Annotated in this window: 10 protein-coding genes and 1 pseudogene; 7 read left to right on the top strand and 4 right to left on the bottom strand. The window is 71.9% G+C overall.

Annotated features, from left to right (window positions below):
* Positions 1-65 precede the first annotated feature (65 nt).
* The 3 genes and pseudogenes from ADL12_RS01430 to ADL12_RS01420 all read right to left on the bottom strand — a co-directional run.
* Positions 66-503 carry a hypothetical protein gene (locus ADL12_RS01430; RefSeq protein ID WP_244187722.1) on the bottom strand — a complete coding sequence of 146 codons (438 nt, stop codon included), beginning with the start codon at positions 501-503 and terminating at the stop codon, positions 66-68.
* Between the two features lie 109 nt (positions 504-612).
* Positions 613-1,773 (bottom strand): SGNH/GDSL hydrolase family protein, encoded by a 1,161-nt coding sequence (locus ADL12_RS01425; RefSeq protein WP_244187726.1) that lies wholly within the window; start codon positions 1,771-1,773, stop codon positions 613-615.
* A 26-nt stretch (positions 1,774-1,799) separates the two neighbouring features.
* Positions 1,800-2,647 (bottom strand): annotated as a pseudogene (locus ADL12_RS01420) (glycosyl hydrolase family 95 catalytic domain-containing protein); the annotation flags it as partial.
* 132 nt (positions 2,648-2,779) lie between these two features.
* Here ADL12_RS01420 and ADL12_RS01415 point away from each other — a divergent pair.
* The 7 genes from ADL12_RS01415 to ADL12_RS01385 all read left to right on the top strand — a co-directional run bounded on the left by ADL12_RS01415 (position 2,780) and on the right by ADL12_RS01385 (position 11,494).
* The gene (locus ADL12_RS01415) at positions 2,780-4,024 is read left to right on the top strand and encodes a serine hydrolase domain-containing protein (protein WP_062697520.1); all 1,245 of its coding nucleotides are present in this window, start codon (positions 2,780-2,782) and stop codon (positions 4,022-4,024) included.
* Between the two features lie 103 nt (positions 4,025-4,127).
* Entirely contained in the window at positions 4,128-5,555 is a 1,428-nt protein-coding gene (locus ADL12_RS01410; RefSeq protein WP_062697519.1) for a CAP domain-containing protein, read from the top strand.
* A 67-nt stretch (positions 5,556-5,622) separates the two neighbouring features.
* The gene (locus tag ADL12_RS01405; protein WP_062697517.1) at positions 5,623-6,300 is read left to right on the top strand and encodes an AIM24 family protein; all 678 of its coding nucleotides are present in this window, start codon (positions 5,623-5,625) and stop codon (positions 6,298-6,300) included.
* Between the two features lie 185 nt (positions 6,301-6,485).
* Complete coding sequence (locus tag ADL12_RS01400) at positions 6,486-7,571, top strand: tetratricopeptide repeat protein (RefSeq protein ID WP_062697515.1); 1,086 nt, start codon at positions 6,486-6,488, stop codon at positions 7,569-7,571.
* Entirely contained in the window at positions 7,568-8,599 is a 1,032-nt protein-coding gene (locus ADL12_RS01395) for a polyprenyl synthetase family protein (RefSeq protein WP_062697513.1), read from the top strand. The genes ADL12_RS01400 and ADL12_RS01395 overlap by 4 nt, the downstream gene beginning before the upstream one ends.
* A gap of 140 nt (positions 8,600-8,739) precedes the next feature.
* Positions 8,740-9,699, top strand: coding sequence for a pyridoxal-phosphate dependent enzyme (locus ADL12_RS01390; protein WP_062697511.1), 960 nt, complete (start codon positions 8,740-8,742; stop codon positions 9,697-9,699).
* A gap of 157 nt (positions 9,700-9,856) precedes the next feature.
* A complete protein-coding gene (locus ADL12_RS01385; RefSeq protein ID WP_062697509.1) occupies positions 9,857-11,494 on the top strand; it encodes a serine/threonine protein kinase in 1,638 nt (545 codons plus the stop codon).
* Here ADL12_RS01385 and ADL12_RS01380 read toward each other — a convergent pair whose 3' ends face one another.
* Entirely contained in the window at positions 11,495-12,931 is a 1,437-nt protein-coding gene (locus ADL12_RS01380) for a serine hydrolase domain-containing protein (protein WP_062697508.1), read from the bottom strand.
* Positions 12,932-12,975: the final 44 nt, after the last annotated feature.

Below are 12,975 nucleotides of genomic sequence, written 5' to 3'. Positions count from 1 at the left end.
GCCCGCCGCCCTCACAGCCCTCCAGGCTCGGGTTCGAGCTCAGACCAACAACCTCAACAGCATGATCAAGACGACGTGTTAATGATCTGCAAGCCCTTAGGCACGGTCACGGGCCGTCGGCCGGCACTGAATGCCCCCGACGCCTCCAGCAGGAGCCACGCGCGCGCCGCCAGACGCCTGGCCTTTGACCGTGCTCCCTCGACCTTCGCCGACGTCGTCCCAAGGCCCAGCTGAACCGCGATCTCCTTGGCCTTCACCGGTCCCCTGCCTGCTGATCGTTGTTCAGCCAACACGCCCAGAATCCGCTGGTAGCCCGGCGCCGGCACGGTCACCGGCAAACCCTCCCGCCAGGGCGGGACCGTCGAGCTTGGCATCGGCACGGCCGCCGACGTTTCCTGCTCCGCCTGGGCCTCGGTCACGGCAGTGGACTCGGCCGCGGACAGGGCCAGGGCCTCGACCAGTTCCTCCCGCGCGATCACCCGCCGGTCCAGCTCGAATTCCACGGTCTCCAGCACCTCAGCCAGCCGCGCGCACGGAGGCGGTGGCGATCGCCTGTCGGGACGGGCCTGATCACCCGCGAGGAGACGGTCGGCTGACTCCCCGTCGCCCGCATCAGCCGATGGTGTCGCAGTCCAGGGCGGTCAGGTCGACAGCATCGGCCATCGCCTGCATCCCCTTGTCGTTGGGGTGGATGTGGTCGCCGCCGTCGAGAGCCGGAAGCATGCGTGCGGGGTCGTAGGGGCTGCGCAGGATGCGGTCGAAGTCGGTCACGGCGTCGAACGCACCGCTGGTGCGGATGAAGGCGTTCACCTCCTGGCGCACGGCCTCGGCGGCCGGGTCCCATTCGTGCCAGCCCTTGAACGGCCCGACGGTCGCGCCGACGACGCACTTGCCGGCCGTGTGCACCCGCTCGACGATCTCGCGGTAACCGTCGATCAGGTCCTCGGCCGTGACGCCCGTATGGGCCTTGATGTCGTTCACGCCCTGGAACAGGAACACGGTCCCCACGCCCGGCTGGGACAGGACATCCCGCTCCAGCCGGTTCAGTGCACTCTGGGCGGGGTTGTCCGCGAGGACCTTGTTCCCGGCGATGCCCTCGTTGGCCACGCCCTTCACCGCCGTGTCCGCCCGTTGCAGGCGGCGGGCCAGGTAGTCGGGCCAGCGGCGGTTCAGGTCGGTGGTGGACTGCCAGCCGTCGGTGATGGAGTCACCGAGGGCGGCCACCGCTCCGGTGCCCGCGGGGACGTGTACGGAGACGGCGTCGAGGTAGAACCAGGAGCCGGTCGGGACGGTCCAGGCGGCACCGCTCTCCTCGGCGGTGTGGTCGCCCTGGGTGGCGTACGACTGCTGCAGGGCCATCCAGTGACCGCTCGCGGGTCCACCCGCGTCCGGGCTGTGCAGGCTGACGACGAGGTCGGTCGCGGCGGGCAGCCTGCCGGGCAGCGGGTCGCTCCACACGGTGCTGCCGGCGGGCACGGTGACCGTGCGCTCGCCGCCGAAGGCCAGCCGCCGGTTGCTGCCCGGCCGCAACTCGGCGCCCTCCTGCTGGATGCCCGCGTAGACGCTGTCGAAGGTGATCGGCCGGTCCCCGAAGGCGTTGGAGAGCCGGATCCGCAGGTCGGTTCCGCCCACGCTGGTGTGCACGACGAGCCGGTAGCTGCGGCCGGCGATGCCGTCGCCCATACGGTCGGCGCTCGCCGCCCAGGTGACGACGCCGCTGGGGCCGGCGGTTGCCTCGGCGGTCGGGGACTGGCAGGCGACGACCGTCAACAGGACGGCGGCGAGCGGAAGTTCGGCCCTCACCTGGCGAAGTCCTTCAGCGTGAAGGAGGCGCCGCGCCTCATCGTGACCGTGCGCGACACACCGCCGTACGCGACCGTCGTGGTGCGGCCGCCGACGCTGTGGATGCGGGCCTCGGTCGGTCTCCCGTCGCGCCGGCGCAGGTCCACCTCGAAGCCGCCGCGCGCGGCCACGCCCCGGACGAAGCCCGAGCCGGCCCAGGGGTCGCGAAGCGCCGGGAGGAGTTCGATGTGCCCCGGCCGGGAGTACGGGAGGTTGGGTGCCGTGCCGTGGCTGCCGCCGGTCGACGGGCGGAGTTTGCTGACGACCAGTTGGCAGGCCTTCTGCGTTTCCTTCAGACGGGCCCAGCACTGACTGCGCCAGGCGTTGGCCCAGCCGAAGCTCTCCGTGGCGCGCGCGATGAGCAGGGCGGCGATGAGCAGGGCGGTGGCGCCGGCCACGATGTCGGCCGGGGTGGAGCCGTCGGGGCGGATACGGTCGCCGGGGAACAGGCCGACGAGCGGGGACAGGTGCCGGTGTGTGATCTCGCCGAGGTTGTCGGGGGACATCCACTCCTCCAGCCGGCCGGTGCTCGGGCTGACCTGTGGCAGGTAGAGCTTTCTGCGCAGTGAGGCGATCGTATCCGCGTAGTCAATGTCCGTCCGCAGCTCGGCCGCCGCGGTGCAGTAGTTCCCGAACAGCGCCCACACCGGTTCCTGGGCGTGGGTGATGCCCTGGGCAGGATGGAGGTGAGCAGCCGGGCCTCCCGGGACTCGCAGGCGCCCCCCCAGTCGTCGCCCGCCGGGTGCCACCACCAGCCGCCTCCGGCCTGGGGGTTGGTGGAGATGGCGACGGTCCGGCCGGCGTTTCCCTCCCGGTGATTCGCGTTGTCCAACTGTGCCTCGTCCGTGGCGATGTGACGGGGTGCGAGAACGTTGCCCGGCACGAGGGTGATCGTTCTCGTATCAGCAGCACCTGGACAGAAACGGGAGGAAACCGGATGGTCTCAGCAACGGTGTTCAAAGGTACGGCGGTGGCGGCGGCCCTCGTGTCGCTCCTGGCGGTGCCCGCACACGCAGCGCCCCTGGAACCCGGTGCCCCCATGGTCGACGCGAGGGCGAGTACCTTGCCCGCCCCGGACGTCACCGGCGTGTGGAACGTCCTGCGCACGGTGCGGCGGCAGGGCGCCCCCGGCGCCATCGCGCGCCTCGACGACCGCGACACGATCCGCTGGGCGGCCGTCGGCGTGGCCGATCGAAAGTCCGGACGGGCCATCAGCAACGCCGACCGGTTCCGCATCGGCAGCGTCACCAAGGTCTTCTCGGCCGTCGCCCTGCTGCAACTGGTCGACGAGAAGAAGCTGAAGCTGGACGCCCCGGTCAACCGCTACCTTCCGGGCCTGCTGCCCGACCACCGCATCACCGTGCGGCATGTGCTGAGCCACCGCAGCGGCCTGCACGACTACACCAACGAGATGTTCGCGCGGACGGTTCCCGGCTTTGAGGCGGTCCGCACCAAGGTGTTCACCTACCGGCAGCTGGTGAACCGGTCCCTGAGCAAGCCACGGACCACCAAACCCGGCGGCGCGTACTCCTACTCCAACACCAACTTCGTGGTCGCCGGCATGCTCATCGAGAAGCTGACCGGCCACTCCGTGCGGACCGAGTACAAGAGCCGGATCATCGACCCGCTGAAGCTGCGCGACACCTTCTACGTCCATCCCGGCACGAAGATCCCCGGTCGGCACGCCCGCGGCTATCTCACCCCGGACGCCGCCGGAGCGGCACTCGTCGACTCCACCGAGCAGACGGTGTCCTGGGCACAGAGTGCGGGCGCCATCATCTCCAGCACGCGGGACCTCAACACGTTCCTGTCGGCGCTGCTCGGCGGCCGGCTGACCTCCCGGGCGCAGCTGGCCCAGATGGAGCGTTGGGTGCCGGCGGGCACCTCGCAGGCGTACGGGCTCGGGCTGCGACGCCGCGATCTGTCGTGCGGGATCTCCGTCTACGGTCACACGGGCGCCGTGCAGGGCTACTACACGTATGCGTTCGCGTCCAAGGACGGCAGGCGCAGCCTCGCCGCGGCCGCCAACACCTCCAACAACGGCACGGTCCTCAACTCCATGCTGGGCACGCTGGAGTCCGCGTTCTGCGGCAAGCAGGCGAAGCCGCAGCGTCTTCCCGCGCCCGTCGAACGGCACGAGGACGTCGCCCCGGGGATCCCCCTGAGCGTGGACCCGAACTGAGGCGCCGCCACACCGTCATCCCGACCGGCGGGAACCCACGAGATCCGGTGGACGTTTTCCGGACATCCCCACCGGATCTCGAAGCACCCACCAGGACGGCACGATGAGCGAGTTGGTTCCCGGGGGCAATCTGCCCCTCCCGGGCGGCGGCGTGACCGTCCGGGTGCCCGGCCCCTTCGACGTGTCCGCACTGATCACCGACGACAGCGGCAAGGTCCGGGGCGACGCCGACTTCGTGTTCTACAACCAGCCGTCCGCTCCAGGTACCGGACTCCACGGCGACACCCTGACCGTCGACCCACCGCGACTGCGCCCCGGGGCCACCCGGGTCACGGTGGTCATCAGCCCCGCCGACCCCGGCATTCCCCTGGGCCGCCTGCCCTCCCCCACGCTCCATGTCACCGGCCCGGGCGGCCACCCGATCGCCCGGTTCGCCCCGCCGCGCCCCCGACAGGAGACGGTGCTGCTGCTCGCGGAGATCTACCGGCGTGGCGGCGGCTGGAAGCTGCGGGCCCTGGGGCAGGGGTACGCGGACGGACTGGCGGGGCTCGCGCGCGATTTCGGGGTGGACGTCATCGAGGACGCAACTCCGTCCCCGGCCCCGTCCTCTGTCCCGTCGACGCCCGCACCGCCGTCGCCCGTCGGCCCGCCCGCACCCCTCTCTCCTCCCATGCCCGCCGCTCGGCCTGCGCCCACCGCACGGCCCACGATGCAGACGCTGTCCGCCGTCACCGCCCCGCACGCCCCGTTCCCGGATCGCGACGGCTTCCTGGGCCTGGTCAACTCCGCCCGCGCCGACATCGGTTCACCGCCGGTCGCCCTCGACGCCCGCCTCGCCTCCGCCGCCCAGGCTCACGCCTCCTCCATGGCCGGGGCAGGACGGCTCGGCGTCGAGGGCCGCGACGGCGTCTCCGTGTATCAGCGCATCACCGCTGCGGGGTACGCGTATCTCACCGTCGGCGAGCACCTGGTCTCCGGCCCCCGCACACCCGCCGAGTTCGTCGCCTACTGCCTGCGCACCGAACAGGCCCGCCGCACCCTGCACGACCCGGCCTTCACCCACGCCGCCCTGGCGTATGTCACGGGCGGCCGCTCGGGTGACACCTACTGGACCGCGCTGTGGGCCAGACCGCTCACGCCGGGCGACCTGTCCCGTACCGCGGCCGAGGTCGTCGACCTGACCAACCGGGAGCGGGCCAGGTCAGGGCTGCCTCCGCTGGCCGTCGACCCCGTGCTGACCACCGCCGCGCAGGCGCACAGTGCGGACATGGTGGCCCGGGCGTTCTACTCCCACACCTCGCCCGAGGGAAGCCAGCCGTGGGACCGGGCCGCCGCCGCGGGCTCCACGCGGCGTTCGATCGGCGAAAACATAGCGTGCGGCCAGCGCTCCCCCGCCGAGGTCGTGGAGGGCTGGATGAACAGCCCCGGCCACCGCGCCAACATCCTGAAGCGCGACTTCACCCACCTAGGGATCGGCTTCGCGGGCGGCGGACCGGCGGGGACGTACTGGACTCAACTCTTCGGTGCCTGACGGCTGGAGGACAGCGACATGCCGCGATCCGGGGTCGGAACGGGACCGTCCGGGACAGGATGCCCCCATGAAGGGTGACCTCTTTTCCAGCGAGCACATGGTCCAGCCCGCCTCGGCGCCGGGCATGACGATCGAGAACGCCAAATGCATCAAGTACGCGGTGAACGGCGAGATGCACGCCCGGCAGGGCGCGATGGTCGCCTACCGCGGCAACCTCCAGTTCGAGCGCAAGGGCCAGGGCGTGGGCGGCATGCTCAAGCGGGCCGTGACCGGTGAGGGGCTGCCGCTGATGGCGGTGCGCGGGCAGGGTGAGGCCTGGTTCGCGCACGAGGCGCAGAACTGCTTCATCGTCGAGGTCGACCCGGGCGACGAGTTCACGGTCAACGGCCGCAACGTCCTGTGTTTCGACGCCTCGTTGTCGTACCGGATCGCGACGGTGAAGGGTGCCGGCATCGCCGGTGGCGGCCTGTTCAACAGCGTCTTCACGGGACAAGGCCGCCTGGGGCTGGTGTGTGAGGGCAATCCCCTGGTCATCCCGGTCTCTGCGCAGTACCCGGTGTACGTCGACACGGACGCGGTGGTCGGCTGGACCGCCGGGCTGCAGACCTCGCTGCACCGTTCGCAGTCCCTCGGCTCGATGCTGCGCGGCGGTTCCGGGGAGGCGGTGCAGCTGATGCTGCAGGGTCAGGGCCATGTGGTCGTCCGGCCGAGCGAGGCGACGCCGCAGAAGGCCCAGCAGCACTGACCGTCCCCGGCAGTGATCTGCGCCTCACGGACAACCCTCTCTGTCGTGTCGGCGTCTTGATCAACAACAGGTGACGCCCTGGCCCCTGGGCCAGGGCGGCTTTTCAACGCTCTATACACACGACGTATACATGTGACGTATACACAGAGCGTATACATCGCGTGTATATGAACCGAGAGGGATCGATGTACGGCAAGGCATTCGCCCCCGAGTACCAGGGCGCCCTGACCACACTGTCCGTCAACTCGTCGCTCACCGACGTACTGGCCGCCGGCACCGAGCAGTTGCAGGCCGCCGAGCGGGCCGGGCAGCACGACGAGGCGGCCCGCTCGGGGCTCGCGGTCGCCGAGGCGCACCGCCGGCTGGGGCAGGTCGGGGACGCAGACCGGGCGTGGAAGGCGAGCTACCACGCCGCCCGGGAGGCCGGCGACACCGCGGCGATGGCATGGGCGCTGTGGAGCGGCGGCACGCTGGCCCGGCAGCGCGGCGCGTTCCCCCTGGCCCGGCGGCTGCTCCAGCTCGCGGCGGACCTCGGCGAGCGCGGCGGCGACATCGTCGTACGCGGCTACTCGCTGGCCGGTCTGGCGGAGACCGGCCGGATCCAGGGCGACTACGAAGCCGTCCACCGGCTGCACGAGCAGCTGCTGGCCGAGGCACGGCGGCGCGGTGAGGCGCGGCACACGGTGTGGGCGCTGGAGGGCATAGCCCAGATCCATCGCAACACCGGGTCGTACGACACCGCGTACGCCCTGTTCGAGGAGGCCGCCGAGATCGCCGCGCGTGCCGACGACCGGCGCGGCCACGCCTGGGCGCTGCGCGGACTCGCGGACATCGTGTCGGTGCGCGACGGCGACGCCGAGCGGGCGCTGGCCCTGCTGTCCGAGGCGGAGGCGACATGCCGTGCGATGAAGCTCTCCAGCGCGCTGGCCTACAACCACAAGATGCGCGGCAACGTCCTGTACCGAGCCGGGCGTTACGCGGAGGCCCGGGATCTCTACGAGCAGGCGCTCGCGGAGTTCCGCGCCATGAGCGAGCCGCGCGGGGAGGCGCTGTCCCGGCTGGGGCTGGCCAAGTCGCGGGCCCGGCTGGGGCGCGACCGTGCCGAGACCGCCGCTGAACTGGCCGAGCTGGCGGGGGTGTTGGAGCGGATCGGGCTGCGGCACGCGCGGGAGATGGTGGCGCGTGCGCAGGAGGAGTTCTGCGCCGTGGAGGATGCGGAAAATCCTGCTGGGCATGGCGTGGTGGGCGCCGGGGCGGTGGCCGTACGGTGACGGTGTTCCCCTCTGCAGTACAGGCGCCGACAGACGCCCGCCAAGTCCTCGAACGCTGCCGCGCCTTGGTGCTGCCCGCACTGCGGGAGGCGGTGGGGCGGACGCATCCGTGGGTCGGTGAGATGGCCGCGTACTCCTTCGGCTGGTGCGAGGTGGGCGGCGCACCAACCGCGGTGTCCGGCGGGAAGGGCGTACGGCAGGCGCTGGCGGTTCTCGGGGCCGAGGCGGCCGGTGCGCCCGGGCGTGTCGCGGTGCCCGGGGCGGTTGCGGTCGAGCTGGTGCACGCCTTCTCCCTGCTGCACGACGACATCATGGACGGCGACGCGTCCCGACGCCGCCGCCCCACCGTGTGGAAGGCGTACGGCACAGGACCCGCCGTTCTCGCCGGGGACGCGCTGTTCGCGCTCGCGGTCGAGACGCTCGCCGTGGCACCGGCGGGCCCGCAGGCCGTACGGCTGCTGTCGGTGGCGTTGCAGGACCTGGTGCGTGGGCAGGCGGACGACCTGCTGTTCGCCACGCGTCCCTGGGCGGGCCCGGAGCGGGTGCGGCCGGACGAGTACCGGACGATGGCCGAGCACAAGACGGGCGCCCTGCTGGGCTGTGCGGCCGCGCTGGGCGCTCTGCTCGGCGGTGCGCCGCCCGCGGCCGTCTCCGCCCTCGACCGTGCCGGCCGGCATCTGGGTATCGCCTTCCAAATGGTCGACGATCTGCTGGGCATCTGGGGCGACCCCGCCGTCACCGGCAAACCCGTGTATGGCGACCTGCGGGAGCGGAAGAAGACGTTCCCCGTGCTGGCCGCGCTCGACTCCCCCGCCGCCGGTCGTCTCTGCGCGCTCCTGGAGTCGGCCACCGACCCCGGCGAGGCGGCCGCACTGATCGAGGAGTCGGGTGGCCGCTCGGCCGCGCTGGCCGAAGCGCGGCGCCATGTGACCGCCGTGCAGGCGGCTCTCGCCGAGGTACCGCTGGAGGCCAGGGCCGCCGAGGAGTTGCGCGCGCTGCTCGACTTCGTCGTGCGGCGCGATCTGTGAAAGCACAGTTCACCGCCGTACGGCCGTGAACCACGCGTCACCGTGCCGCCCACAGCGAAACCGAGTTGACCGGCGTCACCACCCGCGTCAGGGTGCGAAGCGGCGTGGTTCACCGCCCCCGCGCCAGAAAGGTGACTGCCTTGATCGGGATCTCGGACGTCGAAGCAGCGGCCGACCTCATCGCCGGCCACGTCGTACACACCCCGACCGTACCCAGCCCCGGCCTGTCGGCCCTCCTCGGCGTCCCGGTCACGGCCAAACTCGAACTCCTCCAGCGCACCGGCTCGTTCAAGGTCCGCGGGGCGACGGCGAAGCTGCTGTCGCTGAGCGACGCCCAGCGCGCCGCCGGGGTCGTGGCGGTCAGCGGGGGCAACCACGGCATCGCCCTGGCGATGACGGCCGCCGTCCACGACGTGAAGGCCACCGTGGTGATGCCCCGTACGGCGCCGGCCCGCTCCATCCGGATCGTCGAGGACGCGGGGGCGTCGGTGCGGCTGACGGACGACATGGACGGCGCGTTCTCGCTCGTCACCCGGCTGCGGGACGAGGGACTGACGCTCGTCCATCCCTTCGACGACCCCTTGGTGATCGCCGGCCAGGGCACGGTCGGGCTGGAGCTCGCCGACGACGCCGGTGACCTCACGGACGTGCTCGTCAGCGTCGGGGGCGGCGGGCTCGTCGCCGGCGTCGCGGTGGCACTGCGGGCCCGCCGTCCTCACGTGCGGATCTGGGGTGTGGAGACCGAGGGCGCCGCGGCCATGTCCGAGGCGCTGGCGGCGGGCGCGCCGGTGCCGGTGGCGCTGTCGTCGATCGTGTCCACACTGAGTGCGCCGGCCGTGTCGCAGCTTACGTACGACCATGTGTCCGCCCTGGTCGACGAGGTGCTCGTGGTCCCGGACCGGGACGCGGTGCGGGGCGTGCTCGACCTCGCCGAGCACGCCAAGGTGTGGACGGAGCCGGCCGCCGGCTGTCTGCTGCCCGCGGCCCGGCGCGTGGTGGAGCGGGTCGGGGACGGAGCCCGGCTCGGGTTGGTCGTATGCGGGGGCAACGCGACGACCGGGGACGTGCTGCGCTGGGCGACGGATTTCGGCCTTCACTGAAGCCCCGCTGGCTCAATTCCCTTGTCTTTCCGGATGCTTACTCATGCGTAAGGAGCAAAGCAAAAGAGACGCCTTTTAGTTGAGGATTTCGTTGAACGCTTCCCGTCACACCTCTCGTACTTCCTGTGAGAAATGAGAGCCAGGGGTTCAGCGAGGGATGACCATGGTCAAGGCGCGTGTCTCCACAGCGGAGTTGGTCGCCGGAAGGTACCGGCTCGTCGATGTCGTCCATCGCGAGACGAATCGCGTCAGTTACTACGGGGAGGACACGGAAACCGAACACCCGTGCCTCCTCACTCAAATCGGGCTCCCCGAAGACCCGTGCCCCGAGCACGCGCGCCGGGCCACCTCGCGGATCCTGCGGGCGTCCGAGCGGATGGGGCTGCTGCGCCCGGGCCGGGTCGCCACCGTCCTGGACGCCGTCGAGGAGTCCGGCAGCCTGTGGATCGTCACCGAGTGGATCGACGCCACGCCCCTGGGCGAACTCCTCACCCAGCAGCGCACGTTCAACCATGTACGGGCCGCCCGCATCGGCCTCGAACTGCTCGACGTGCTGGAGGCCGCGCACGTCGCGGGCATCACCCACGGCGAGCTGAGCCCGGGCCAGGTCTTCGTGAGCGACGAGGGTTCCGTCGTGGTCACCGGGTTCGGGCTGGCCGGCGCGACCCTCGCGCCCCGGGTCGCCGCGCCGTCGTACGCGTCCCCGGAACAGGCCCGTGACGAGCGCATCGGTCCGGCGTCCGATCTGTGGGCGCTCGGCGCGATCCTCTACACAATGGTCGAGGGGCGCCCGCCGTATCGGGAACGGGACCGGCCCGAGGCCACGTTGAAGGGCGTGGACCGGCTTCCGCTGCGGGCCCCGGTGCGTGCCGGGCCGCTCACCCAGGCCGTGCAGGGGCTGCTGCGCAAGGACTCCCGGGAGCGGCTGAGCCGGCCGGTGGTCCGTGAGGCGTTCGTTCGCGTCCTCCACGAGGACCCCGAGGATCCCCTGCAGGAGCAGTCGCGCCCCCGCCCGCGCGGTCTGTACGCGGTGGGACCGGGCTGGGGCAGACGCGCCATGGTCGCCGGCACCGCCCTCGCCGTGGTCACCGTCGCGGCCGCCGTCCTCGGGGTGACCAGCGGCCGGCCGGACGACTCGGGCTCGTCGGCGGCGGACACGGCGCCCGGTCCGTCCGCCTCCACCCGGGCGCCCTCCGGCCCGTCCCCCACCGGTCCGTCCCCCACCGACCCGTCCCCCACTCCCACGCCCAGCTCCTCGCCCAGCTCGTCCCCCACGCAGGAAGCGACGGAGGCGGGGACGCCCACCGCGTCCCCGTCGGGTACGGCCCTGCCCGGCGGCTACACGACGTACAAGTCACCGGACGGCTTCTCCGTCGCCCTGCCCGAAGGCTGGCAGCCGCTCGGCACCAAGCGTGCTTCGGACCTGGCGTACCGCGTCTTCTTCAGCGCCGACGGCGATCCGCGGACACTGGCCATCACCTACAGCGAGGCTCTGGGCTCGGACCCCGTAGCCGTCTGGCGCGACGACGTCCAACCCGGCCTGGAGGAGCGGGGCGGGTTCCAGCGGATCGGCGAGATCGAGGCGACCACGTACCAGGGGTACAAGGCCGCCGACATGGAATGGCTCTCGGACAAGGACGGCGTCCGTGTCCGCACCTTCGGCCGCGGCTTCCTCATCGACGGACACCGGGGCTACTCACTGCGCTGGTCGACCCCGGAGGCCGACTGGGACGACCCCGCCAACCAGGAGGCCCTGGACGTCTTCCTGCGGACCTTCCGGGTGCCCGAGGACTGATCAGGCCGACGCGCGAGGTGCGCCCATCGCCCGCAGGCGCCGGCGGGGCAGCGGGTCGGTGCGCCAACGCGCCGTGAACGTCCGGTCCTTGAGCGAGCACGTCACGTCCAGGTGGTGCGGGGTCTCCAGGAAGGCGATGTCCACCACGAGGGTCTCCGCGTCGGTCCAGCCGCCGCTGACGGCGGTGGGCACCGGCTCCTCGGTGACGGCCCAGCCGTCACCGACGACCCGCAGCCGAAGCGGGTGGCCGTCCTCGGTGAGCGTCAGGGTCCAGCCGTCCGCGCCGGGCGTGAGGTCGATCGCGGTCAGCTTGGGCAGGTGCCCGCAGACGCCGCCGTCCGGCGTGAACGCGGCGCCGGACCAGTCCTCCGGCCGCTCCGGCGGTGCGGGCTTGCCCGCCGCGGGCGGCAGCGCGAGGCCCGCCAGCCGCTCCGCCAGGGCCGCGTCCGCCGCCTCGCCGCCGGTCAGGGGCGCGGGCCGGAACGCGGGCAGCAGATGCTCCCAGACCAGGTTCAGCAGGCCCGGCATGTCCCAGGTGTCCGCGGTCGTCGCGATCACGACGTCCTGCTCGGGCAGGACCACGCAGAACTGACCGAACATGCCGTCACCGCGATAGCCCTGCCGGGACATCCAGAACTTGAAGCCATAGCCCCGTTGCCAGTCGTCCCAGGGCATGGCACCGGTGCTCGAGATCTGCGGGCGCGTCGCCTCGGCCACCCACCACTCGGGCAGCAGCCGCTCGCCCTCCCACACACCTCCCCGCAGATACAGCTGGCCGAGCCGGGCGATCGCGTCGGTGGTGGCGTGCAGCCCGCTGAAGCCGAGCTCCCGGCCGCTGCGGTCACGCAGCCACGCGACCTCGCCGATACCGAGCGGATCGAGCAGACGCGGCCGGAGGTACTCGGTCAGCGACTGGCCGCTCGCGCGCTGGACGATGGCGGCGAGCGTGAAGGTGGCGGGCTGGTTGTACGCGAAGACGGTCCCCGGGTCGCGGGGCGGGGGTACCAGGAGGAACCCGCGGACGAGGTCCTCCCGGTCGAGTTCACGCGCTGCGAAGATCGTGTCGGTCTCGTGCCCACTGGCCATGGACGCCACGTGCCGCACGAGCATCGCGCGGCTGCGCGGGTCCGTGATGTCGGCTTCGAACTCGGGGAAGTACGAGATCACCGGGTCGTCGAGCCGAATCAGGCCCTCGCCGGCGGCGATCCCGGCGGCGGTCGCGGTGAAGCTCTTGCTGATCGAGTAGAGGAGATGCGGGCGTTCGGGGGTGTACGGCGCCCACCAGCCGGAGGCGACGAGGTGGCCGTGGCGCAGGATCATCAGGCTGTGCGGCTCGATGTCGGGGGCGGCGTCGAGGGCGTCGAGGAAGGCGAGGACACCGGAGGCGTCGACGCCCCGGGCGGCGGGGGAGCTCGAGGGCAACGGGCGGGCAGACATACGGGCATCCTCCCCCGGCCCGCCCGGACGAAGACCGAGACGTT

The sequence above is a fragment of the Streptomyces regalis genome (genome assembly GCF_001509475.1).
Classification (GTDB): Bacteria; Actinomycetota; Actinomycetes; order Streptomycetales; family Streptomycetaceae; genus Streptomyces; species Streptomyces regalis.
The sequence above is the reverse complement of the archived record's forward strand: the minus strand, read 5'-3'. Positions and strand labels throughout refer to the sequence as shown.